Raw genomic sequence first — 22,668 nt, forward strand, 5'->3', positions numbered from 1 at the left:
TGCAGCTAAGTCGTCGCAATATTAGTGTTACTTCAATCTAGTTATGTGTTTTTCGATTGATATATTTTGCTGTATATCCATAAGGTGTCATGCAACTATACTATTGATATATAGTGTTTTTTGTTGGTTTTTGTTCGAGTTTCTTAACGGGTAAACTTGTGAGAATTAGATCACAGAAATCCGGTGATGTTACAAATTTCCAGTAAATGCCACTCTGATACACTACAAGATGGCCCCTTATTCACTGACAATATAGTCACTGGCAGACAACATGCCGAATCAGAACAATAAAGGGGAACACTCATGATCACCAATTTGATTAATGAGAATTTGATTTGCTTGAACTTAAAAGCAACCACAAAAGAAGAGGTGTTTGTTGAGATGATCGACTGCCTGCATGCGCAGGGTCGGATCAGCGATAAGCAACAGTTTTTGATGGATATCCATGCCCGTGAAGAGCTTGGTAACACGGGTTTTGAAGACGGTGTTGCGCTGCCTCATGCCAAGAGTGGTGCGGTTATTGAGCCAGCAGTGGCCATCGGTGTGAGCCGTACCGGTATCGAATATGGTGCCGAAGATGGTCTGCCTTCTAAACTCTTTTTCATGATTGCTTCGCCAGATGGCGGCGCAAACCACCATATTGAAGTATTAGCAGAACTGTCTTCTAAGTTAATTGAAGATGGATTTATTGACGCATTCCTCAGCGCTAAAACAGAACAAGACGCGCTTGGCCTGTTATTGGCGAAAACAGAAGTAGCAGACACTCCCGTTGCGGATAAAGGTCTGCTGATTGGTGTGACGGGTTGTCCTGCGGGTGTCGCCCACACTTACCTTGCTGCCGAAGCACTAGAAAAAGGTGCCGCAGAGCTGGGTTATACCATCAAAGTGGAAACGAATGGTTCTATCGGGGTGAAGAACAGCCCGACAGCCGAAGAAATTGCGAACGCTGAAGCAATTATCGTGAGCTGTGACAAGCAGGTCGACATGACACGTTTTGCCGGTAAAAGATTAATTAAAACGGGTGTAAAAGCGCCAATTAAAGATGCCAAGGGCTTGATCAACCAAGCTCTCCAAGCCCCTGCATATCAAGCGACGGGGGATGGCGCGTCAGAGAATACAGAGAGCAAGGTGTCACAGGCGCGTTCTGATCTTTATCGCTATCTGATGAACGGCGTATCACACATGATCCCGTTTGTGGTAACCGGCGGTTTGTTGATTGCTTTAGCATTGGCCGTGGGTGGTCAGCCAACAGAAGCGGGGATGGCGATTCCTCCTGGCAGTATGTGGAATAAAGTGCTGGATGTCGGTGTGGTTGCCTTTACCCTGATGATCCCAATTCTGGCGGGTTATATTGCCTATGCGATTGCGGACCGTCCTGCTCTGGCTCCGGGTCTGATCGGTGGCTGGATTGCCAACAATGGCTCATTCTACGGTGCTGACGCTGGTACGGGTTTCATCGGTGCTATCGTTGCGGGTCTGCTTGTGGGTTACTTTGTGAAATGGATTGTGAGTATTAACTACCATAAATTCATTCAGCCGCTTGTACCGATTATGATCGCCCCGATCGCCGGTAGCTTGTTTATCTCTAGCTTGTTCATCTTCGTGATTGGCGCACCTATCGCTAGCTTGATGGACAGTTTGAATGCCATGCTAACCAGCATGAGCTCAGGTAACGTGATCCTATTAGGTATTGTGTTGGGTGGTATGGCTGGTTTTGATATGGGTGGTCCATTCAACAAGGTAGCCTTCCTATTCTCTGTCGGTATGATTGCGAGTGGTCAGACACAGTTCATGGGAGCGATGGCTTGTGCTATTCCTGTTGCACCACTGGGTATGTCATTGGCGACAGTGATTGGCCGTAAGTTCAATATCTTTGAAGAGTCTGAAATTGAAGCGGGTAAGGCATCCGGTGCGATGGGCTTGGTGGGTATCTCTGAAGGTGCGATTCCGTTTGCAGCGCAAGACCCAATGTCAGTGATCCCTGCTAACGTACTTGGTTCAATGGTGGCAGCAGTGATGGCCTTCTCATTCGGCATTACTAACAGCGTGGCACACGGTGGCCCGGTTGTTGCTCTGCTGGGTGCGATGAACAAACCTCTGCTGGCGCTGGCTTGTATGGCTGCAGGTGCTGTTGTTACCGCACTGGTTGCCGTTTCACTGAAGAAAATGCGTCAAGCAAAAGCACAACAACAAGCCGTAGCATAATCCCCCTTATGTGAATGGCAAGCGGTATGGTAGCAATATAGTACTGTGCCAGTGTTAACTCCCTCTATATATAGAGGGAGTTTTTTTAAGCTGTACCTTGAGTAAGATAAAAAATAGCATCAACTGGGCATCAGAATTTGGTAGCATGCTTGGCTTCAATAATAGTGTACCTCTCATTGACGTCATTTAACGCAACAGTGTGTTTGGCATTAATGAAATTTGCATTGGACATAAGGAAAGTTATGACAACGTCTCCTCGCTTTTATCGTATGCATAATGTCATTCAGGATTACGCATGGGGTAGTACGACTTCAATGGCCGAGTTGTTCGGCATTGAAAACCCAGAAGCCAAGCCTCAAGCCGAGATTTGGATGGGCGCACACCAGAATGGTTGTTCTCAGATTGATGTAAACGGCCAGCCAACCTTGCTGTCATCGTTTATTGCCGCTGATATGCCAACCATCATTGGTGCTGATACGGCTAAGCAATACGGAGAATTACCGTACCTGTTTAAAGTACTGGCAGCAGATAAAGCCTTGTCGATTCAGGTGCACCCAAGTAAAGCACAAGCTGAAGCGGGATTTGCCAAAGAAGAAGCACAAGGTATCCCACGTACTGCGGGTAATCGCAATTATAAAGATCCAAACCACAAGCCAGAATTGGTTTACGCGCTGACGCCTTATCAAGCAATGAATGGTTTCCGTGAGTTTGTCGATATCGTCGCGTATTTCCGCGCTTTAGGCATTGATGGGCTGACTATGCTGGTGGACGCATTAGCAGACAACCAAAATGAAGCAGGCTTGGCCGCTTTCTTTGAAGCGATGCTATCGTTGGAAGGGGAAGCGAAAGAGAGCAGTGTCAGTCAATTATTGGCTTATGCTGCTGCGAACACCAGTGATCCTCTGTTTGCATTAATTCTTGAGCTGGCAGAGCAATATCCTGGTGATATTGGTTTGTTTGGCCCACTGATGCTTAATACATTGACACTACAACCGGGTGAAGCCATGTTCCTGGATGCATGTACACCACACGCTTATATCAAAGGTACTGGGCTTGAGATCATGGCTAACTCAGACAATGTTCTGCGAGCTGGCCTGACGCCAAAATACATGGATGTGCCAGAGTTGGTGGCCTGTACCCGCTGTGTACCAATGCCGCTGGATACCCTGCTGTTGGCTCCGCAGGTAGACAACGGTGTTGAATATTACCCCGTCCCTGTTCCTGACTTTAAATTCAGCGTATATCAGCAGCCACAAGCGTTAGTTTTATGTACTGACAGTGCTGAAATCCTTTTAGCTGTTGATGCACCGCTGATGGTTGCCCATGCTGATGGTGAAAGCTTAATGGTTGCGAAAGGGGAGTCGGTATTTATACCGGCAAACACGGGTGAGTATAACGTAACATCCAGCGGTAAATTTGCCCGCGCATACAACTAGTTGTTGTTAGTGTAACCGTATTGTGTGTTCTCTGCGCAGTTGCGCAAAATGGATGAAAAATCCCTTTACACAATGTCAGTGAGCTCGTATTATTCATCGCACTCAGGAGAGATGGCTGAGTGGTTTAAAGCACCGGTCTTGAAAACCGGCGTGGGTTTATAGCCCACCTAGGGTTCAAATCCCTATCTCTCCGCCAAACATAAAAAAGCCGACTTAATTGTCGGCTTTTTTACATCTGTTACTTGGGAAAGAATGAGATAGGGTGCAGAATCCTAGGTAAGGGTTCACCTGAGCGAAGCGAAAGCACATTGCCCGTGCCGAAGGTGCGAAAAGGCAATCGCCCAAAGGGCGCGAGCTTGCGAGCAGTAAATCCCTATCTCTCCGCCAAACATAAAAAAGCCGACTTAATTGTCGGCTTTTTTACATCTGTTACTTGGGAAAGAATGAGATAGGGTGCAGAATCCTAGGCAAGGGTTCACCTGAGCGAAGCGAAAGCACATTGCCCGTGCCGAAGGTGCGAAAAGGCAATAGCCCAAAGGGCGCGAGCTTGCGAGCAGTAAATCCCGTCATTCCTTGCTTTGGCTCCGCCACACATAAAAAACCGACTTAATTGTCGTTTTTTTACATCCTAATATTCCCTTCGCTCAGCGCACTTCACTGCAATGGTTATATTACCGTGATCGTACTTTATCGATAATTATACAATGCATGGCTAGTGTGGCCTTCAACGAATTTGATCGTCAGACATTACCAAGTATCATAGGTTTATTGAAAAAATTAGAGGAATATTCTGCCTTGATTGATGTCATTGTGTATGCGGTTTTAATTGGTTTTTATTTTTGTTCAGATGGTAGTGAAACGTCTCAACAGGAAGCTTTGTTAGCAATCGGTGTTTATGGCATTTACCTGATAATATATCTGATAGTAGGTCCCTTTCCCGCTGCAACATCAAAGTATATGGGACAACTTTACGGTTTCTTACCAATGTTATCGTTTGGCGCCATTCTGTATCCCCATTTCAATACGAATTGTCCAGAGGTTGTAACGAGGGCTATTGGCTGGGTGGGGTTGACCACTGCATTTGTAATCATTAGTTATTTTAAACTGTTTGTGTGGTAGCCATTACCACGGTTATAACCGATAAGGTTATGTGCTGCAGCTCGTACCAAGCCAATGTTTTAGAGCCAGAGCCGGTTTTGTGGCTCAATACCTTGCCTGTAGGATCTTAGCCATGGATACTGACATTTAGTTTATTGGTATGACGAAAATGCAGTGCCATAGAGCGATTGTGACAGGGTGACCTAACCTTTATTAACGGTTAAATCCAGTGACGGAGTAATCATTATGAAAATAGAATGGAAATATCCTGAGCCAAAAAAAGGCCTGGCTGGATCTCTGGATAAGTTTATTGGCCCTGGCGCAACAAAAGCCGAATTAGCGATTCAAATTATTATTCCTATAGTCGCACTCATTGTTTCTGTGGCTTATGCGCTGACTCTTCCCGTTGATTGGGGTACTGCTCAATACATAATTTGTGCTCTTCTTGCGGCTGATATGGCTGGCGGTATTCTCACGAATGCCACATCAACCGCTAAACGTTGGTATCACCGTAATGGTCAGGGTTTTCTCGATCATTACAAGTTCGTAGTCACTCATTTGTGCCACTTGGTCTTGGTTTCGTGGCTATTCTTGTCGTTTGACATCCCGTGGATTTTATATTCTGGGGGATTCTTGCTTATTGCCTCTGCATGTATCTTACTATCGCCGATTTATCTTCAGCGGCCTATATCACTTGCATTTTATGGCCTTGCGCTAATTATGTCGCTCTATTTGCTGCCAAGTCCTGTTGGTTTAGAGTGGTTTTTACCATTGTTTTATTTAAAGCTTTTAGTAAGCCATCTTCCATATGAAGAGCCATATCGGCCCTCAGAGGAAAGCTGTTAGTTTGGTGATGGTGTCAGGCTTACTTGTTTTGTCAGTAGTGCCGGTGGTTGTTGAAATCGCCAGCTAAGTAGCCGATAACGAGCAGGACAGGTGTTTCACCAATACAACAATGGTTCGCGCTAGTAATTCTTTTTCATATCTGACATATGATAATGTTTTTTATTTGTCGTAGAGGTAACACGTGAGTAATGATCATTTTCAAGGTAAGTTCGAAGTAGAACTAAAGTATCGTCTTCACTCAAAATCAGAATTTTTGGAAACGTTGAGCATGATACCTCATGATGTCATGCTTCAAGACAATACAGAATGCGACTGGTATTTTGATTTTTCTGATAAAACGTTACAGGCTCAGAACAAGAGCCTTTGTATTCGTACGATGGAGCCTTCAGGTATCAAGCTGTGGATTGTCAAAGGGCCGGAGTCCGATAGATGTGAGGCGACAAATATCACTGATGCTTCTCATGCTCGAAGTATGTTAGAAACGATGGGCTACGACATTGTGTTGAAAGCCAAGAAAATCCGTAGTATCTACTTTGTGGGGGAGTTCCATATCACCGTTGACTCTTTAGTCGGCATTGGTGATTTTGCCGAATTTGCAATTATGACAGACAATGAATCGATGTTATCAACATATAAAGTTGAACTTGAAGCACTGGCGAACCAATTTGGGTTAACTGAAGCAGCATTGCAGACGAAGTCGTACAAGCAAATGTTCGAAGAACGCTGATTTATTAGCGTTGCTAGTCAAAGCATGTCACAAATGTTAGCGATAAAGTCTTCGCCATGATTGACTACAAAGCATTAAATGATAAGCCGCGATGATGAGATTGTTGTCGAATGGGGTGAAACCGACGGTTAAAAAAAGTAACTGGTTATAAGCTTCTGTTCAGTCTGATTGTGATAGTGAACAACGCAGTTAATAGAATATTAATTTAATAACAAAACAAACAATCAAGCTAACATTTATATATATTTATCTCAGGGAATCATCTTTGAATAAATTTATTTTATAAAAAATGCTTGGTGTTAACTTAATCTGTTTATTATTTCTGTTTGTCTTCTACTATTATGTTTATAAAATAATCGAGATAATGAGGTTCCGTGATTGAGATCATAATTAATAAATAATGTGTAAATAATATTTTGTGACTTTTACCATATTTAGAATGCGTTTCTAAATAATATTCTGTGACCAAGGTCATACTTGCAAACAATGCTTTAAAATAATGTTATGTGATTAAGATCATAACTAGATGATATATATAACAATAGCGTATATACGTGATTGACGGACTAATCCTTTGGGAGTAGATTGGTCGCAAATTCAGTTTATAAATATAACTTCTATGCTTGATCTTGCATCTGGAAAAGAAAGAATTATTCAAGAATTTGTACCAGGGAAACAAGTTACCCTGGCGCATTTAATTGCAAATCCAACGGAAGAATTATGTGAAAGAGTGGGGGTTGAGAGCCAGGGCGCTATCGGTATTCTGACGTTAACTCCAGGAGAAACATCGATAATAGCCGGTGATATAGCGACAAAATCTGCCGATGTTCATATCGGTTTTCTAGACCGTTTCTCAGGCGCGTTAGTGATTACTGGATCTGTCGCAGCCGTTGATGAATCACTTAAAACAGTGTGTGAAGTATTAAATCGAACGTTATCTTACAATAGTTGCCAAATAACAAGAACTTAATAATGAAAAAACAAAGTTTGGACAATGTTGTTTTTGTTGGCGAGGTAGATGCAGGCAAGTCTGCTCTGGTCGATAAATTAGTTAACATGGAAACTAACACAGGGAAAACGCAGTCACCTATATTTTATCCGGGAAAAGTCATTGATACTCCAGGCGAGTTTATCGATAAGCGATCACTAAATGGTGCATTGCTTACGACTATTTGTAACGTCAAAAATATTGTTTTGTTACAGCCTGCAAATGGTAAACGATTCGCACCGCCAAATGGATTACTCAATGTTTACCCCAATAAAAATATTATTGGCGTGATAAGCAAAGTAGACGAAAGTGATGCAGATATAATTCACGCTAGAAAATTATTCAAAGAAAATAGAATACCCGAGCCTTATTTTGAGGTTTCTATTTTTGACCAAGATTCGATAGATAAACTTTCTCACTATTTATTATCACTTTAGTAGTTCTTGCTGGAGTGATGTTGTGAAAACGGCTAAGGAAATGACGTTATGAAACAGCTAATTTCTGCTGCGGATATTCGACAAGCTAAGTCCGAGAAAAAAACCTACCTTGTTGTACCCTTTAAAGATTTTATTATTACCCCAGAAGCGCGTGAAGTGGCTAAAGTTGAAAGCATTGAACTATTAGACGCAGCGCCAGCACAAGCTCCAACAACACCAGCACCAGCGGCAGTTGTGTCATGTGAGTCTGAGTGTGTATCGCCAGCGCCAGCAATGGTGCAAGATCAATCTTCACGTATCCAAGCTGAGATTGAATCACAACTCTCGCATGTGGATGCAGAAAAGAGCACTCAAATTCAGCAATTGATTGCAGCTGCCATGGCTGATTTCAATCAAAAATTACCCGCTTCTCCTCGTCAAATTAATGACGACGGTATCGTATTGATCCACGGTAATGCGGTGAAGCTGGAGATGTTTGATGGCGCGCCGGGGAAAAATATCGGCTTAACCGATGTGATTGGTGCCAAAGACGGCAGCAACATGGGTGTCGGTTATATGGGATGGGAAAACGCCTTCTTCCCATGGACGTTAACCTACGATGAAGTGAACGTTGTTCTTGAAGGTGAGCTTCATGTCAAAACGGCATCAGGTACGACGATTGCTAAACCTGGTGAAGTTATTTTTATTCCTAAAAACAGTTCAGTTGAGTTCGGCACGCCAACTCATGTTCGTTATGTCTACATCACTTACCCTGTTGAGTGGGCGTAAGCATGAGCACGCAAAGTATACCTAAGTTTATTACTGAAGATTTTCTCAAGCAGTATTTTGGTATGCGACAAAATGGTGAAATTCAGTTAGAAATCGGCACACGTTTCACCCCTGCCGCTCAGCAAATGCTGACAGAAAGAAAGATCACTGTGCGTTGGCATGATGATAAAGGGCAAGTTTTTGTGGAAAAAGAGGCGACAAGCTCGGCGTCACCAGAGTTTGAACGCGTTCATCCGTTAAAAAGTAACAATATTCGCCCTCAAAATAGCTGCGTGCTGTGTCACTCGAATGTGGATGACAAGCCTGCACTAATGACACACCTCGATGACAAAGTGCTCGTGCCTAAAACTCATCCACGGATTTTATTGCGTGGCAAGTTAGATGCCTGCATTAGCTATTGCGTTGTTGTGCAATGTGCAATGGAGCAGCAGCCTGAAATACTCAAATGTTTCATGGCTGATATTCGCTCTTATTTAGGGCAAGTCCTGCAATCTGAAGTGACTAGCCAACCATTACCTGAGCTGAGTTTAGGTGAGTTTGACGCCAGTGTTATTCATCAATGGTCGCATAACCCACTCAAACATCTTGGGCATGACCATATGCTGCCAGATGTCAGTTATGGAAAGTTAGTTGCAGAGTTGAATTATTTGCGCGCTCAAGTTCGTGAATTAGAACTGGCAGCGATCACGACTTTTCTTGATCCGAGCATGCAATTAACCAGCAATGGTGTAAGCCGAGAAGATATTGTCGCAGGTCTGAATCGCCTTTCTAGTGCGGTTTATGTGGTGATGATTTTGGTGTGGCAGCACCAGAATGGGCGTGAGTTAGTGTTAAAAGGCGTATCAAAATGAAGTTACTTGATAAATGCCGAGAGTCTTGCCGAAAGCAGCCTAAACGGATCGTCTTTCCTGATTCCAATGACATTCGATTATTGCATGCGGCGAACGATCTGAAACAAGCGGGTTTGGCAGAGCCTATTTTATTAGGCAGTCCACATATGTTGCGTGATTACGCTCATAACAGTGGTGTGGCTATGCCGTGCTTAACGGTATTGTCGCCTGAATTTGCAGGCTGTTTCGATGAAATGACGACGCGCTATATCGCCAAGCAGCGTAAACCCATGACGCGAGAAGTCGCGATTGAGCTGCTTAAACAGCCGCTTAATTTCGCCATGATGATGGTTGATCAAGGTTACGCCGATATTTGTATTGCTGGTAATCAATCTTCTACGGGGGATGTGATTCGGGCTGCGTTACGAGGTGTTGGCATTGCGAAGCAAACCAATACGGTATCAAGCTTTTTTATGATGCTGTCGCCTGACGGGCAAAACACATTTGCCTTCTCTGATGCCGGCGTTATTCCGCTGCCAACAGCAGAGCAACTGGCTGATATCGCAATAGATACTGCACGTAATTATCAACGATTAACGGGCATTGAGCCGCGTGTCGCCATGCTCTCTTTTTCAACCAAAGGCAGTGCACAACACGCCACGATTAATCATGTCATAGAAGCAACCAATATGGTACGTGAACGCGCGCCAGATTTGATTATTGAAGGTGAAGTGCAATTTGATGCGGCAATAGTACCTGCAATTGCTTCGCAAAAAATGCCGGGCAGTAAACTCGAAGGTTCTGCCAATGTCTTTATTTTCCCTTCACTGAATGCGGGAAATATTGCCTATAAAGTTGCTCAACGTTTGGGGGGCTATATAGCGTTAGGCCCAATGTTACAAGGACTCGCGAGTTCGGTTCATGATTTATCTAGAGGGTGCAGTGCTGACGATATCGTCGATATATCGCTGCTTGCCTCTAACCTCTAACAAACTGATATCTAAAAGGAAATAAAATGGAAGCTCTAGGTATTATTGAAACAAAAGGTCTTACGGCATTGATCGAAGCATCGGATGCGATGGTAAAAGCAGCACGTGTTGAGTTAGTCGGCTACAAGCAAATTGGCTCAGGCATTGTGTCAGCGATTGTTCGTGGTGACGTCGCTGCATGTAAAGCGGCTACAGATGCCGGTGCAGCAGCAGCACAACGTTTAGGTGAAGTGGTTGCTGTGCATGTTATTCCTCGTCCACACAGTGACTTAGAAGCAATTTTCCCTATTAAATTAGAAGAAACTGCATCAGAGAAAGAAGCAACTGCGGCTAAATCAGCTCGCAATACTAAATAGTATTTTTAAGAAGGGTAGAAAAATGGATGCATTAGGTATTTTAGAAACCAAAGGGTTAACAGCGTTGATTGAAGCGTCTGATGCCATGGTGAAAGCAGCGCGTGTTGAGCTAGTTGGTTATCAACAAATTGGTTCGGGCTATGTGGTTGCACTTATTCGTGGTGATGTTGCGTCATGTAAAGCAGCAACTGATGCGGGCTCAGTGGTTGCTCAGCGTTTAGGTGAATTGGTAGCGGTACACGTTATTCCTCGCCCGTCAAAAGATCTAGAAAAAGTATTTCCTATTACCCCTAAAACAAAATAGTGGCTTGCCCTAGGTTCGTTGTGGATCTAGGGGATACCTTTTAGCAGGAGATCTCATGAGAATTGCTCGTGTTATCGGTCATGTGATTGCCACTGTACGCAGTCGAAACATGCAAATGGATAAATTGTGTTTGGTTGAGTTTGTTAATCCTCAAGGTAACGCCACAGGAGAAGTACACATTGCCATGGATCAGTTAGGTGCTGGCGAAGGGGAATGGGTAATGGTGGTGTCTGGTAGCTCAGCAAGAACAGCTTATTCTGGTTCTACTGACGGATCTCCGGTTGATCTTTGTGTTGTTGGTATTATTGATGAAGTTACCGCAGGTGGCGAGCGTTGTTACGGAAAGTAACTTTAGCTAATGCGGTGGAGTAGTGAAGATGGACCCAAAACAAATTGAAGAAATCGTAAAGCAGGTTGTATTACAGCTTAGTGGTAATACTCATACTGCTTTGGAGCAGCAAGTCCACACCGAAAAAGGGAATTATGGCGTATTCCCAACCTTAGACGGTGCAGTTGCCGCAGCAACAAAAGCACAAAAACAGATCCGAAGCGTAGCACTGCGTGATGAGATGATCACCGCGATTCGTCGTATGGCGAAAAAGCACGCTCAAGAGCTGTCAGAAATGGCAGTAGCAGAAACGGGTTTTGGCCGCGTTGAAGACAAAATCAAAAAACACATTTTGGTCTCTCAACGTACACCGGGTACAGAAATTTTATCTCCTCAAGCAGCGTCTGGTGATGCAGGTATGAGCTTGATGGAGAATGCACCTTGGGGTGTGATCGCCTCTGTTACGCCAAGTACTAACCCAAGTTGTACTGTGATTAATAACGCCATCAGCATGATAGCTGGCGGCAATGCCATTGTTTTCGCACCGCACCCGGCGGCGAAAAAAGTCTCTCAATACGCCATTCAGCTAGTTAACAAAGCGTGTGAGAGTGTTGGTGGCCCTAATGCAATTTGTACAACGGTAGAAAAACCATCACTTGAAAACGCCGAAGCCTTGTTTGTATACCCAGGTATTCGTTTATTGGTTGTGACAGGTGGTGATGCCGTCGTTGAAGCGGCTCGTCGTATAACCGATAAACGTCTAATTGCGGCAGGCCCAGGCAACCCACCTGTGGTCGTTGATGAAACGGCAGACATTGAGCGTGCGGCAATTTCTATCGTTCAAGGTGCTTCGTTTGATAACAATATCGTGTGTGCAACGGAAAAAGAAATCATTGCCGTTGATGTTATTGCTGACGATTTAAAAGCCGCAATGTGCCGCAATGGTGCGCATTTATTGAGCCTAGATGAAGCCGAAGCCATCGCAAAAGTCGTACTAAAAGGCTACCCCGGTGACAAACCATCAGCAAACCCACAATGGGTTGGGCGAGATGCGTCGAAACTGGCGGCGGCGGCAGGCATTGAGGTGCCAGAAGAAACCCGTTTGTTGATTTTTGAAGCGGATAAATCACACGTATTTGCAGTGACTGAGCAGATGATGCCTATCTTACCGCTTATTCGTGCTGCGAATGCTGATCAAGCGATTGATTGGGCGGTGGAATTAGAGAAACAAAATCGTCATACCGCAGTGATTCACTCTAAAAATATCGATGTGCTAACCCGCATGGCGTATGAGATGGATTGCAGCTTACTCGCGAAGAATGGTCCTTCTATTGCTGCGATTGGTGCCGGTGGTGAAGGGTGGACAACCATGACCATTTCAACGCCGACAGGTGAAGGCGTAACCAATGCATTGACCTTTACCCGTAAGCGTCGTTGCACTGCAGTAAATTCATTTAGGATTGTATAAATCATGAAGACGGATTATCTAGCCAAAGCTAATGAAAACCTATTGATTATTGATGAGATAGTGAATGACGAAACGCCATTTACTGCGCCAGAAACGGTCTTTATAGGGGTGGATTTAGGCACAGCAGACATCCAAACCGTCGTCATAAATGATCAAGGGACGCCGATTGCGGCGTTCCTAGATTGGGCAGATGTCGTAAGAGATGGCGTGGTAGTAGATTACGCAGGCGCTTGCACCATTGTGCGTAGTCAGTTGAAAAAAGTGCAAGAAAAATTGGGTATTGAACCCAAAGATGTGATCACTTCGTATCCTCCGGGTACGGATCCTCGCATATCAATCAATGTGGTTGAGTCAGCAGGGGTGATGGTCAGTCATGTGATTGATGAGCCTTGCAGCGTAGCCGCCTTACTGCATATCAAAAACGGTGCGGTGGTTGATGTGGGTGGCGGTACAACAGGCACGGCAATCATCGAAAATGGCGAGTTGCGACTGTCTTTAGATGAGCCATCGGGCGGTCGCCATGTAAGCTTAACCATCGCGGGTGGGTTAGGTGTCGACATGGAAGAAGCCGAATTATGCAAACGCCGTAGCCATGAAGATCCGATGATTGCTGCTATGGCGAAACCTGTGATTGAAAAAATGTCTGACATTGTCGCAGAGCATATTTCCAATTATCAGCCAGAAGCAATTTATCTCACTGGTGGTGGCACGTTGATTAAAGGTTTCTCCGATATCTTTAAGCAAACTTTCCCAAATATTGAAATTATTGAATTGTCTCGTGCCTTGTATTTGACCCCGTTAGCGATCGCGAGCTACGGGCTTGCACTGCAAGAAGAGGTATAAATCATGACGACACTTACGCCTGACACTATTGCAACTATCGTGACCCAAACGTTGCAACAGTGCCATTTTAATTCCGGTTTCACGTTTCGCTCTCCAGCGATCACGGTAACAGGCCCATATTGTGTTAATCAACTGGGCTCGGCATTGACTGAGCTAGGGGCAAAACACATTCTTTTGGTTGCCGATAAAATGGTGTGGCAACTAGGGCTGACGGCAAGCTGCCAGACTGCAATAGAACTGGCCGGTTTAACATTGACCTTATTCTCCGATATTCAAGGTGAGCCAGACAGCGAATTAGTCGCCAAAGGCGTGGCGATGTTAAACCAAAGCGGTGCCGATTTTGTTTTAGGGTTTGGCGGTGGTTCGGCGTTAGACACTGCAAAAGCGATTGCTGTATTAGGTAATTACAACGGTGCATTGGTTGATTTTAAAGTTGGCGGCTTAGCGTCACGTCCTGTGGGTTTAGGTGCTATCCCGACCACAGCCGGTACAGGGTCTGAAGCTACCGATATTACGGTAATTAAAGACGTCGTTAATAACATTAAAGTACCGGTCAAAGGGCCAGCATTAGTGCCTGATCTGGCACTGCTTGATCCTGCCTTAATGCTCGGTGTGCCTTCACATATTACCGCGGCGACAGGGATTGATACGTTAACGCATGCTATTGAGGCTTACACCTCTCGGCTGTCCAACCCACTGGCGCAGGCTTATGCCTATCACTCTATCGAGATGGTGGTTAAAGCGCTACCCGTTGCTGTGGGTTGTGGCGATGACATGGATATGCGCTTGAACATGGCTATTGCTGCCTACAAAGCCGGCTTGTCATTCAGTAATGCGGGACTGGGTTTAGTGCATGCTGTCTCTCACCAAGTCGGGGCGTTTTATCATATTCCCCATGGTGTGGCGAATGCGATTCTACTGCCTTATGTGATGGTCTTTAACCGCTTATGTTGTGAAAACACTTACGCTGAAATTGCCAAAGCACTGGGGGTTGATCGCGATTCAATGACGACAAGAGAGCGTTGTCAGGCCGCGATTTTGAAGGTAAGGCAATTGATCATTGATTTGGGCCTACCAACGTCATTGGCTGGGTTTAATGTCAATCCTAATGATTTTACCGCCATTGCAGAGCACGCCTTATCAGACATTTGTTTAACTGGCACACCTCGCCAAGTCAATGCTGCCCAAATTGTGGCATTGCTTGAACAAGCATTGGCGGGTGATCTGGGCATGGAAGGCTAATCATGGAAAGAAAAATCATCCATAGCGTAGGGATAGACATTGGCACCACCACTACGCAGGTTATTTTTTCTACGCTGACCGTGGTAAACCGCGCGCCAGCATCGCAAGTGCCAATGTATGAATTTATCGACCGTGAAATCAGTTACCAGAGCCCTGTTTCTTTTACCCCAATAGCGCACGATGGTGTGATTGATGTGGTGGCATTACGCCAGTTTATTGATCAACAAATCGAGCTAGCGGGTTTTGATAAGCAGGGCGTGGAAACCGGGGCCATCATCATTACGGGTGAAACGGCAAAAGCATTCAATGCACGTGATGCGATCATGGATTTGTCGCATCAATTGGGTGATTTTGTGGTGGCAACTGCCGGGCCGAATTTAGAGTCAATCATTGCGGGCCGGGGAAGCGGCGCGCAAGAGTTTTCAGAAAAAAATCATGCGAAAGTCATCAATATTGATATTGGTGGTGGCACATCCAATTACGTGGTGTTTAACAACGGGAAAGTGGTAGATACCGCCTGTTTAAATATTGGTGGGCGCTTGGTGGAGCTGAACGCACATGGTGAAGTCAGCTACTTACACAAGCCAGCCATTGCCGTCATTAATGATTTATTCGGTGAAGCGCTTAACCCAAGGCAGATCAGCCATGACTACCTGCTACGCATTGTCGCCCGTATGGCTGATTTAATTGTCGAGCAGCTCAACGGTAAGCTGACCGAGCTATCTGCGCGGTTATTACAAACGCCAGAGCTAAAAGATATCGCCGATATTGATGCCGTATTTATCAGTGGTGGTGTCGGTGAATGTTTTTATCTCCAGCAATATGCAGATCAAGACACCACGGAATTTGGTGATGTTGGACCACTGCTTGCACGGGCGTTATTGCGCCATCAGGAATTGGACAAATTTACCGTCAAAAAACCGAGCCAAACGGTAAGGGCGACAGTGATTGGTGCCGGGGCTTATTCATTAACCCTATCTGGCTCCACCATTTGGCTTAACTCTGATGAATTGCCACTGAAGAACATTCCGGTAGTGCATCCATCGGTGGATTGGCAGCAAGACGCGCCTGAAATATGCAGTGAAATCGTGCTTGCTGCTGAGCGAATGGATTTAGCGCTTTCGCACGATCATTACGCCATTTCCTTTGATGAAACTATGCCTGTTACTTATCGCGCGGTGCAACACCTCGCCAATGAACTCGCATCATTTTACGAAAAACATGGCAATCACCATGCGATGTTTTTAGTGGTTATGCATAACGATATTGGTAAAGCGTTAGGCATGGAATTACAGCCATTGTTAGCAACAAATGCATTAAGTGTTATTGACGAAGTAGCGACTCGCGAAGGGGACTACATCGATATTGGTAAAAGTTATTTCGGTGGGGAAATAGTGCCGTTAACCGTTAAATCTCTTGCCTTTCCATCTTAATTAGGAAGTATTTTTATGAAATTGAAAACGAACCTGTTTGGTCAAAGCTATCAATTTAGGGATGTAAAAGATGTACTGGCAAAAGCATCAGAACTTCGCTCTGGTGATGTATTAGCAGGGGTTGCGGCAGAGACCGCTCAAGAGCGTATCGCCGCCAAACACGTACTCTCTGAAATGACGTTGAATGACCTTCGTGAAAACCCGGTCGTGAGCTACGAGTCAGACATTATTACCCGTATCAACCAAGATAGTTTGAACCGCTCGGTTTTTGAAAGCATCAAAAACTGGACGGTCAGTGAGCTGCGTGAATACGTGCTGTCGGATGATCCTACTAAAGAAGACTACCAGCGTTTACGTAAAGGCCTAACCGCAGAAATGGTGTCTGCAACGGCGAAATTAAGCTCGAACAGTGACCTCATGTATGGCGGTAAAAAGCTAAACGTCGTCACCAAAGCCAATGCAACCGTTGGTTTACCTGGGCGTTTCAGCTGCCGTCTGCAACCTAACGATACCCGTGATAATGTGAGCTCTATTTTAGCGCAAACCTATGAAGGACTGTCATTTGGTTGTGGTGACGCAGTTATCGGGATCAACCCTGTGACCGATAGCGTTGAAAATACGACTCAAATGCTTAACTCAATCCAGGAAGTGATTACCAAGTTTGATATTCCAACTCAGCCTTGTGTATTAGCGCACATTACTACTCAGATGGAAGCGGTACGTAAAGGCGCGCCTGCTGGCTTGTTATTCCAAAGTATTGCGGGCTCTGAGAAGGGACTGAATGAGTTTGGTGTAACAGTTGAAATGCTGGATGAAGCTTATGAAATTGGTAAGCAATACAGCAATTTGGCTGGCGATAACATGATGTATTTCGAAACAGGCCAAGGGTCAGCATTATCAGCGAATGCCCACAATGGCGCAGACCAGATGACGATGGAAGCCCGTTGTTATGCATTGGCACAGCGTTATAACCCACACTTGGTGAATACCGTGGTTGGTTTTATCGGTCCTGAGTATTTATACAACCACCAACAGATCATCCGTGCTGGCTTAGAAGATCATTTCATGGGCAAGCTATCGGGCATGCCAATGGGTTGTGATGCGTGTTATACCAACCATGCTGATACCGATCAAAACTCCAACGAAAACTTATTGGTGCTGTTAGCGGCATCAGGGGTGAACTTTGTGATCGGCATGCCTCTGGGCGATGACATCATGTTGAACTACCAAACCACCGCTTTCCACGATACAGCAACCGCTCGTCAGCTATTGAATTTACGTCCTGCGCCTGAGTTTGAAGCATGGATGGAAACAATGGGATTAATGGAAAATGGCCGTCTCACTTCAAAAGCGGGCGACCCGTCAATTTTCTTCAAGTAAGGACTAGGTAATGAACGATCAAAATATTCAAAGCATTGTCGCGACGGTATTAGCTCAACTTGGTGAAACGAATATACAGGCTTCAACGATCACTAAAATTGTTGATGAATCTGTGAATGCTATGCAGTCGCCATCAACATGTGATGACTCTTTACCTGATCTTGGTGAGATGCGCTTTAAAAAATGGAATGGGGTAATCAATGCCGCCGATCCAAAAATTGTTGATGATTTAATGAGTCAGACCAACGCACGAATGGGGACAGGCCGTGCCGGACCTCGTCCTCGTACTGTAGCGTTGTTGCGTTTTTTAGCCGATCACTCTCGCTCAAAAGATACCGTTATTAAGAACGTTGAATCGTCTTGGCTGCAAGAGCGTGGCTTGATGGAAGTGCAAACCTGTGCCGTTGATAAAGACCAATATTTAACGCGACCAGACTTAGGCCGTAAGCTAAATGATGAAGCGAAAAAAATCATCAAAGAAAAATGCAAACATGCCCCTCAGGTACAGGTCGTGCTGTCTGATGGTTTGAGCCTTGATGCGGTAACTAGCAACCACGGTGAAATTTTACCGGCATTGCTAAACGGCTTGAAAAATGCGGGCCTGGATGTTGGCACACCGTTCTTCTTACGCTATGGCCGAGTAAAAGCGCAAGATGAAATTGGCATGTTACTCGATGCTAAAGTAAACATCTTATTGATTGGTGAGCGCCCTGGATTGGGACAATCTGAATCGTTAAGCTGCTATGCCATTTATAACCCGACAGAAAATACTGTTGAGTCTGATCGTACGGTTATTTCAAATATTCACGCTGGCGGTACACCACCGGTAGAAGCGGCCGCAGTAATTGTTGATCTTGTAAAAGACATGCTGGCTAAAAAAGCCAGTGGCATTAATTTAAAGCGTTAACAGGAGAGTAAACATGGCTATATATGACAAGATCCAACCCGCTGTATTGGCAACCCGCGTTATCGCTTCTGTTGATCCGGTATATAAAGCAAAGCTTGGCTTACTGCCGCACCATAACAGCATTGGTTTAATTACCGCCGACTGTGATGATGTGACCTATTGTGCACTGGATGAAGCGACCAAAGCCGCTAATGTTGATGTGGTTTACGCGAAATCATTCTACGCAGGGGCTGCGCACTCTTCTGGTCCAACATCCGGTGAAGTGATCGGTATTATTGCGGCAACCAACCCTGCTGATGTGATTGCAGGACTTGAAAGAGCAAAAGCCTTCATCGAATTTGAAGCTGGTTTCCAATGTGCAAATGAAGCGGGTGATATTGCTTATTTTGCTCACTTAGTTTCATCAACAGGTACTTTCCTATCGAAAGAAGCGGGTGTTGAAACAGGTGAAGCGCTGGCTTATTTAATTGCTCCGCCTCTTGAAGCAATGTATGGGTTAGATGCGGCATTAAAAGCGGCAGATGTGAAGCTGGTGAACTTGTTTGCTCCACCGTCAGAAACCAACTTTGGTGGTGGTCATTTAACCGGTTCTCAAGCAGCATGTCGTGCTGCGTGTGAAGCGTTTGAAGCAGCCGTTATTGATGTTGCCCGTAATCCAATTGCGAACTGAGTGTAGGAGTAGTCGATGAATCCGTTGTTAAAACAGGTTCAAGACAGTGGCGTGATTGGCGCAGGTGGGGCAGGGTTCCCCACCTACGTTAAACTTGACTGTCAGGTGGATCTTATCTTAGCCAATGGCGCAGAATGTGAACCTTTATTATATAAAGATCAGGTTCTTATGCAGCGTTGGGCAAGTGATCTTTTTGGCGGAATGCTGCTTGCAATGAAAGAAGTGGGTGCAAGCCGCGGTGTGATTGGTATTAAAAAGAAAAACACCGATACGCTGGCTATTTTAGAAGCAACATTGCCTGCGACAATCGAGCTGTGCTTGATGGATGATGTCTATCCCGCTGGCGATGAAGTGGAGTTAGTGTATAAAGCCACAGGCAAGCGTATTCCGGCGGGTGGTTTACCTAAAGATATCGGCGTGATGGTGAATAACATTGAATCTTTTATCAATGTATATCGCGCATCAAAAGGCATCGCGGTTACCGAGACCATGGTTACGGTACACGGTGAAGTTGCAAAACCTTATACCGCGTGGTTACCCGTTGGGATCAGTTACCAAGAAGCAATTGATCTGGCAGGTGGTGTAACGTGCCAAGACTATATTGTTGTCGAAGGTGGGCCAATGATGGGCTCGGTGACAGACGATCTCTCACGTCCGATCACCAAGATCTCAAGCGGCTTGTTGGTGCTTCCAAAATCAAACCGAGTTGCTCGCATTAAGCTCCGTAGCGAACAAGATCTACTGCGGATAGGTAAGGCATCGTGCGACCAATGCCGTATGTGCAGTTCTATGTGTCCAAGAGGGCTGCTTGGCTATCCTATTCAACCGCATTTAGCCATGCGTTCATTGCAAGTTTCTGGCGTTAATAACTTGCCTGATGCCTTGGCAGCACAAGCGTGCAGTGGTTGTAATCTATGCACCATGTGGTCGTGTCCTGAAGGGTTAGATCCGAGCCGAGTCTGCGGCATAACCAAACGAACCCTACGAGATAATAATCAACTGCAATCACCGGCACAATTACAAGCGAAAACGATTGAAGTACACCCATTAAGGGAGTACCGGGGTGTGCCTACTAAGCGGTTAGTCCGTCGTTTAGAGCTGACTGATTATATTTACACTAAAGCGGAGTTCGTAGAATTTAATGCGTTATTAAGCGCAATGCCGTCTCAAACAGCAAATTTCATGAAACAGGTTTCTATCCCGCTGTCTCAACACATTGGTAAGCCTGCTACCGCCATTGTTAACGTGGGTGACACGGTCAAAAAAGGCCAAATGGTAGGGCAAGCCGCCCCCGATGCATTAAGTGTTGCTGTGCACGCAAGCGTTGATGGAACCGTGGTTTCTGTTGGCAATAGCATTGTTATTGAACGAATTTAAGAAAGAGAGTGTGATGTTAAATTCAATAGGTTGTATCGAATTAAATTCTATTGCGCGTGGATTTTTAGTGTCAGATGCAATGTTAAAAGCCGCGAATGTTGAGATTTTATTCAATCGCACAATTTGCCCTGGAAAATTCATGATCATGATGGGTGGTGATGTTGCAGCGGTGAATGCAGCCGTTGAAACAGGGCTACGTATCGGAGGTGGATCAGTGGTTGATGATTTGATCATTGCCAATGTTCATCCGGATGTTTTCCCCGCGATTTCAGGCACTCGTATTGTCGAAAAAACAGGGGCATTAGGCATTGTCGAAACCTTCTCAGTGGCTGCCATTGTTGAAGCCGCCGATGCCGCAGTAAAAGCCGCCAATGTTGAGTTGTTAGAAGTTCACATGGCGATGGCGATAGGTGGAAAAGGATTTGTAACGCTAACCGGTGATGTGGCGTCAGTACAAGCCGCCGTCGATGCCGCAGCAGAGAGAATCAAAGGAAAAGGAGTATTAGTAGATAAAGTCGTTATTGCTCAACCGTCAAAAGAAATATTACAAGGTACTATTTAGGTTAATAGTTGTTAACATTTTGAATTTTAATAACTTTATGCATATTATTTTTAGGAAAAAAATATCATGAATGACATTATTATCTATATTATGGTCGGCTTTATGGTTCTTGGTGCGGTGGATAAGGCACTGGGAAATCGTTGGGGATACGGAGAGAAGTTCGACGAAGGCTTTATGGCAATGGGTGCATTGGCATTGGCCATGGTCGGTGTGGTAAGTCTGGCCCCAGTACTGGCAACAATACTGAGCCCTGCAGTTGTGCCGTTGTATACCGCTTTAGGTGCTGATCCTGCTATGTTCGCCGGTACTTTACTTGCTAATGATATGGGCGGTTACCCACTTGCAATGAGCATGGCTCAAACACCAGATGCCGGTAATTTCGCGGGGCTTATTTTAGGTTCAATGATGGGACCAACAATCGTTTTCACCATTCCTGTTGCGTTGGGTATCATCAATAAAGAAGATACCCCATTTCTAGCACGTGGTGTACTTATCGGTTTAACCACCATTCCTGTTGGTTGTTTGGTCGGTGGTTTATTCGCCGGTTTCGATTTTGCGATGATCTTAGGTAACCTTATTCCAATCGTTATTGTTGCGGGTTTAATTGCGGTTGGCCTATGGCTAAAACCGGATGCGATGATCCGCGGCTTTGAAGTCTTTGGTAAAGGCGTGATTGCAGTTATCACATTGGCCTTGGCATCGATTGTCGTTGAGACACTGACTGGGTTTGTGGTTATTCCAGGCATGGCACCAATCTCTGATGGTATCGAAATTATTGGTGCGATCGCGATTGTTCTTGCGGGTGCATTCCCAATGGTTCACTTTATCACTAAGCATTTTAACAAGCCGTTAATTAAGCTTGGTCAAGCTATGGGTATGGGTGAAACAGCAGCAGCTGGCCTTGTTGCAACACTGGCAAATAGCATCGCTATGTTTAACATCATGAAAGACATGGATGACCGTGGCAAGATCATCAACGTGGCGTTTGCGGTGTGTGCTTCGTTTGCATTTGGTGATCACCTAGGCTTTACAGCCGCGGTAAACAGCGAACTCATCACAGCCGTTGTCGTTGGTAAATTGGTGGGCGGTGTGTCTGCATTATTCATCGCAGTATACGTAACGCGTAATATGAGCCTGACTCAAAAACCAAAAGCAGAAGTAAAAATGGCGTAAGCCATCATTTATATTAACGCTTAATTACAGAATAAAGCCAAGCAAGGTTATCCTAGCTTGGCTTTTTTGTTTGCCCAGCGAAGCTGGCAAACCCGTCAGGTTGCAAGAAACCTGAATCACCCCGACTGAGGGGAAGATAATCCGAATCGCAAGGGCGTTGCTGGCCAACGGCAGGGTCTGAAGGAAGCGATAGGAAGTTAACAGTACACAACGAAAGTGAACCTGATTCGGCAGTCTAGGTGGGTAAGCGTGCAAAATAGCGCAAAGCCCCATACTCAGTCAGACCTATGCTGTGCTTGAG

Annotated in this window: 23 protein-coding genes and 1 tRNA gene; all 24 read left to right on the forward strand. The window is 45.1% G+C overall.

Annotation, left to right across the window (positions count from 1 at the left end; genetic code table 11):
- Positions 1 to 303 precede the first annotated feature (303 nt).
- The 24 genes from L4D12_RS19440 (at position 304) to eutH (ending at position 22,367) form a co-directional block, all read left to right on the forward strand.
- On the forward strand, positions 304 to 2,205 hold the full coding sequence (locus L4D12_RS19440; protein WP_428449497.1) for a PTS fructose transporter subunit IIABC: 1,902 nt from the start codon (positions 304 to 306) through the stop codon (positions 2,203 to 2,205).
- Between the two features lie 242 nt (positions 2,206 to 2,447).
- On the forward strand, positions 2,448 to 3,641 hold the full coding sequence (manA, locus tag L4D12_RS19445) for a mannose-6-phosphate isomerase, class I (RefSeq protein WP_428449498.1): 1,194 nt from the start codon (positions 2,448 to 2,450) through the stop codon (positions 3,639 to 3,641).
- 105 nt (positions 3,642 to 3,746) lie between these two features.
- Positions 3,747 to 3,837, forward strand: a tRNA-Ser gene (locus L4D12_RS19450).
- Between the two features lie 512 nt (positions 3,838 to 4,349).
- Complete coding sequence (locus L4D12_RS19455; RefSeq protein ID WP_428449499.1) at positions 4,350 to 4,760, forward strand: hypothetical protein; 411 nt, start codon at positions 4,350 to 4,352, stop codon at positions 4,758 to 4,760.
- A 225-nt stretch (positions 4,761 to 4,985) separates the two neighbouring features.
- On the forward strand, positions 4,986 to 5,585 hold the full coding sequence (locus L4D12_RS19460; protein ID WP_428449500.1) for a hypothetical protein: 600 nt from the start codon (positions 4,986 to 4,988) through the stop codon (positions 5,583 to 5,585).
- 181 nt (positions 5,586 to 5,766) lie between these two features.
- Positions 5,767 to 6,312 (forward strand): class IV adenylate cyclase, encoded by a 546-nt coding sequence (cyaB, locus tag L4D12_RS19465; protein WP_428449501.1) that lies wholly within the window; start codon positions 5,767 to 5,769, stop codon positions 6,310 to 6,312.
- Positions 6,313 to 6,886: 574 nt separating this feature from the next.
- Positions 6,887 to 7,282, forward strand: coding sequence for an ethanolamine utilization microcompartment protein EutS (eutS, locus tag L4D12_RS19470; protein WP_428449502.1), 396 nt, complete (start codon positions 6,887 to 6,889; stop codon positions 7,280 to 7,282).
- A gap of 2 nt (positions 7,283 to 7,284) precedes the next feature.
- A complete protein-coding gene (locus L4D12_RS19475; protein ID WP_428449503.1) occupies positions 7,285 to 7,737 on the forward strand; it encodes a EutP/PduV family microcompartment system protein in 453 nt (150 codons plus the stop codon).
- Between the two features lie 48 nt (positions 7,738 to 7,785).
- Complete coding sequence (gene eutQ / locus L4D12_RS19480; RefSeq protein WP_428449504.1) at positions 7,786 to 8,505, forward strand: ethanolamine utilization acetate kinase EutQ; 720 nt, start codon at positions 7,786 to 7,788, stop codon at positions 8,503 to 8,505.
- 2 nt (positions 8,506 to 8,507) lie between these two features.
- Positions 8,508 to 9,356: an ethanolamine utilization cob(I)yrinic acid a,c-diamide adenosyltransferase EutT gene (gene eutT, locus L4D12_RS19485; protein WP_428449505.1), complete on the forward strand. Its 849-nt coding sequence runs from the start codon at positions 8,508 to 8,510 to the stop codon at positions 9,354 to 9,356.
- Positions 9,353 to 10,324 carry a phosphate acetyltransferase gene (gene pta, locus L4D12_RS19490; protein ID WP_428449506.1) on the forward strand — a complete coding sequence of 324 codons (972 nt, stop codon included), beginning with the start codon at positions 9,353 to 9,355 and terminating at the stop codon, positions 10,322 to 10,324. Before eutT ends, pta begins: the two co-directional genes overlap by 4 nt.
- Positions 10,325 to 10,350: 26 nt before the next feature.
- On the forward strand, positions 10,351 to 10,680 hold the full coding sequence (gene eutM / locus L4D12_RS19495) for an ethanolamine utilization microcompartment protein EutM (protein ID WP_428449507.1): 330 nt from the start codon (positions 10,351 to 10,353) through the stop codon (positions 10,678 to 10,680).
- Between the two features lie 22 nt (positions 10,681 to 10,702).
- Positions 10,703 to 10,984: an ethanolamine utilization microcompartment protein EutM gene (eutM, locus tag L4D12_RS19500; RefSeq protein ID WP_428449508.1), complete on the forward strand. Its 282-nt coding sequence runs from the start codon at positions 10,703 to 10,705 to the stop codon at positions 10,982 to 10,984.
- 55 nt (positions 10,985 to 11,039) lie between these two features.
- Complete coding sequence (locus L4D12_RS19505; protein ID WP_428449509.1) at positions 11,040 to 11,333, forward strand: EutN/CcmL family microcompartment protein; 294 nt, start codon at positions 11,040 to 11,042, stop codon at positions 11,331 to 11,333.
- 28 nt (positions 11,334 to 11,361) lie between these two features.
- Positions 11,362 to 12,780 carry an aldehyde dehydrogenase family protein gene (locus L4D12_RS19510; RefSeq protein ID WP_428449510.1) on the forward strand — a complete coding sequence of 473 codons (1,419 nt, stop codon included), beginning with the start codon at positions 11,362 to 11,364 and terminating at the stop codon, positions 12,778 to 12,780.
- Positions 12,781 to 12,783: 3 nt separating this feature from the next.
- Positions 12,784 to 13,623 (forward strand): ethanolamine utilization protein EutJ, encoded by an 840-nt coding sequence (gene eutJ / locus L4D12_RS19515; RefSeq protein ID WP_428449511.1) that lies wholly within the window; start codon positions 12,784 to 12,786, stop codon positions 13,621 to 13,623.
- Between the two features lie 3 nt (positions 13,624 to 13,626).
- Positions 13,627 to 14,865, forward strand: a complete 1,239-nt coding sequence (locus tag L4D12_RS19520; RefSeq protein WP_428449512.1) for an iron-containing alcohol dehydrogenase family protein — start codon at positions 13,627 to 13,629, stop codon at positions 14,863 to 14,865.
- Between the two features lie 2 nt (positions 14,866 to 14,867).
- Positions 14,868 to 16,298, forward strand: a complete 1,431-nt coding sequence (locus L4D12_RS19525) for an ethanolamine ammonia-lyase reactivating factor EutA (protein ID WP_428449513.1) — start codon at positions 14,868 to 14,870, stop codon at positions 16,296 to 16,298.
- Between the two features lie 15 nt (positions 16,299 to 16,313).
- Positions 16,314 to 17,678 (forward strand): ethanolamine ammonia-lyase subunit EutB, encoded by a 1,365-nt coding sequence (locus tag L4D12_RS19530; protein ID WP_428449514.1) that lies wholly within the window; start codon positions 16,314 to 16,316, stop codon positions 17,676 to 17,678.
- A 10-nt stretch (positions 17,679 to 17,688) separates the two neighbouring features.
- Complete coding sequence (gene eutC / locus L4D12_RS19535; protein WP_428449515.1) at positions 17,689 to 18,585, forward strand: ethanolamine ammonia-lyase subunit EutC; 897 nt, start codon at positions 17,689 to 17,691, stop codon at positions 18,583 to 18,585.
- A 13-nt stretch (positions 18,586 to 18,598) separates the two neighbouring features.
- Positions 18,599 to 19,255 carry an ethanolamine utilization microcompartment protein EutL gene (gene eutL, locus L4D12_RS19540; protein WP_428449516.1) on the forward strand — a complete coding sequence of 219 codons (657 nt, stop codon included), beginning with the start codon at positions 18,599 to 18,601 and terminating at the stop codon, positions 19,253 to 19,255.
- 15 nt (positions 19,256 to 19,270) lie between these two features.
- The gene (locus tag L4D12_RS19545; protein ID WP_428449517.1) at positions 19,271 to 20,632 is read left to right on the forward strand and encodes a 4Fe-4S dicluster domain-containing protein; all 1,362 of its coding nucleotides are present in this window, start codon (positions 19,271 to 19,273) and stop codon (positions 20,630 to 20,632) included.
- 13 nt (positions 20,633 to 20,645) lie between these two features.
- A complete protein-coding gene (locus L4D12_RS19550; RefSeq protein WP_428449518.1) occupies positions 20,646 to 21,194 on the forward strand; it encodes a BMC domain-containing protein in 549 nt (182 codons plus the stop codon).
- 66 nt (positions 21,195 to 21,260) lie between these two features.
- Positions 21,261 to 22,367 (forward strand): ethanolamine utilization protein EutH, encoded by a 1,107-nt coding sequence (gene eutH, locus L4D12_RS19555; RefSeq protein ID WP_428449519.1) that lies wholly within the window; start codon positions 21,261 to 21,263, stop codon positions 22,365 to 22,367.
- The last annotated feature ends 301 nt before the right edge of the window (positions 22,368 to 22,668 follow it).

The sequence above is a fragment of the Photobacterium nomapromontoriensis genome (assembly GCF_050336815.1).
In the GTDB taxonomy this organism is placed as follows: Bacteria; Pseudomonadota; Gammaproteobacteria; order Enterobacterales; family Vibrionaceae; genus Photobacterium; species Photobacterium nomapromontoriensis.

Bases quoted from the DNA above. Each gene is read 5' to 3' on its own strand.
- L4D12_RS19440 (WP_428449497.1), top strand. From the start codon at position 304: ATGATCACCAATTTGATTAATGAGAATTTGATTTGCTTGAACTTAAAA.
- L4D12_RS19460 (WP_428449500.1), top strand. From the start codon at position 4,986: ATGAAAATAGAATGGAAATATCCTGAGCCAAAAAAAGGCCTGGCTGGA.
- L4D12_RS19550 (WP_428449518.1), top strand. From the start codon at position 20,646: ATGTTAAATTCAATAGGTTGTATCGAATTAAATTCTATTGCGCGTGGA.
- L4D12_RS19520 (WP_428449512.1), top strand. From the start codon at position 13,627: ATGACGACACTTACGCCTGACACTATTGCAACTATCGTGACCCAAACG.
- eutL (WP_428449516.1), top strand. From the start codon at position 18,599: ATGGCTATATATGACAAGATCCAACCCGCTGTATTGGCAACCCGCGTT.
- eutQ (WP_428449504.1), top strand. From the start codon at position 7,786: ATGAAACAGCTAATTTCTGCTGCGGATATTCGACAAGCTAAGTCCGAG.
- pta (WP_428449506.1), top strand. From the start codon at position 9,353: ATGAAGTTACTTGATAAATGCCGAGAGTCTTGCCGAAAGCAGCCTAAA.
- L4D12_RS19455 (WP_428449499.1), top strand. From the start codon at position 4,350: ATGGCTAGTGTGGCCTTCAACGAATTTGATCGTCAGACATTACCAAGT.
- eutT (WP_428449505.1), top strand. From the start codon at position 8,508: ATGAGCACGCAAAGTATACCTAAGTTTATTACTGAAGATTTTCTCAAG.
- L4D12_RS19510 (WP_428449510.1), top strand. From the start codon at position 11,362: ATGGACCCAAAACAAATTGAAGAAATCGTAAAGCAGGTTGTATTACAG.
- L4D12_RS19545 (WP_428449517.1), top strand. From the start codon at position 19,271: ATGAATCCGTTGTTAAAACAGGTTCAAGACAGTGGCGTGATTGGCGCA.
- manA (WP_428449498.1), top strand. From the start codon at position 2,448: ATGACAACGTCTCCTCGCTTTTATCGTATGCATAATGTCATTCAGGAT.
- eutC (WP_428449515.1), top strand. From the start codon at position 17,689: ATGAACGATCAAAATATTCAAAGCATTGTCGCGACGGTATTAGCTCAA.
- L4D12_RS19525 (WP_428449513.1), top strand. From the start codon at position 14,868: ATGGAAAGAAAAATCATCCATAGCGTAGGGATAGACATTGGCACCACC.
- eutJ (WP_428449511.1), top strand. From the start codon at position 12,784: ATGAAGACGGATTATCTAGCCAAAGCTAATGAAAACCTATTGATTATT.
- L4D12_RS19530 (WP_428449514.1), top strand. From the start codon at position 16,314: ATGAAATTGAAAACGAACCTGTTTGGTCAAAGCTATCAATTTAGGGAT.
- L4D12_RS19505 (WP_428449509.1), top strand. From the start codon at position 11,040: ATGAGAATTGCTCGTGTTATCGGTCATGTGATTGCCACTGTACGCAGT.
- eutH (WP_428449519.1), top strand. From the start codon at position 21,261: ATGAATGACATTATTATCTATATTATGGTCGGCTTTATGGTTCTTGGT.
- eutM (WP_428449507.1), top strand. From the start codon at position 10,351: ATGGAAGCTCTAGGTATTATTGAAACAAAAGGTCTTACGGCATTGATC.
- eutM (WP_428449508.1), top strand. From the start codon at position 10,703: ATGGATGCATTAGGTATTTTAGAAACCAAAGGGTTAACAGCGTTGATT.
- L4D12_RS19475 (WP_428449503.1), top strand. From the start codon at position 7,285: ATGAAAAAACAAAGTTTGGACAATGTTGTTTTTGTTGGCGAGGTAGAT.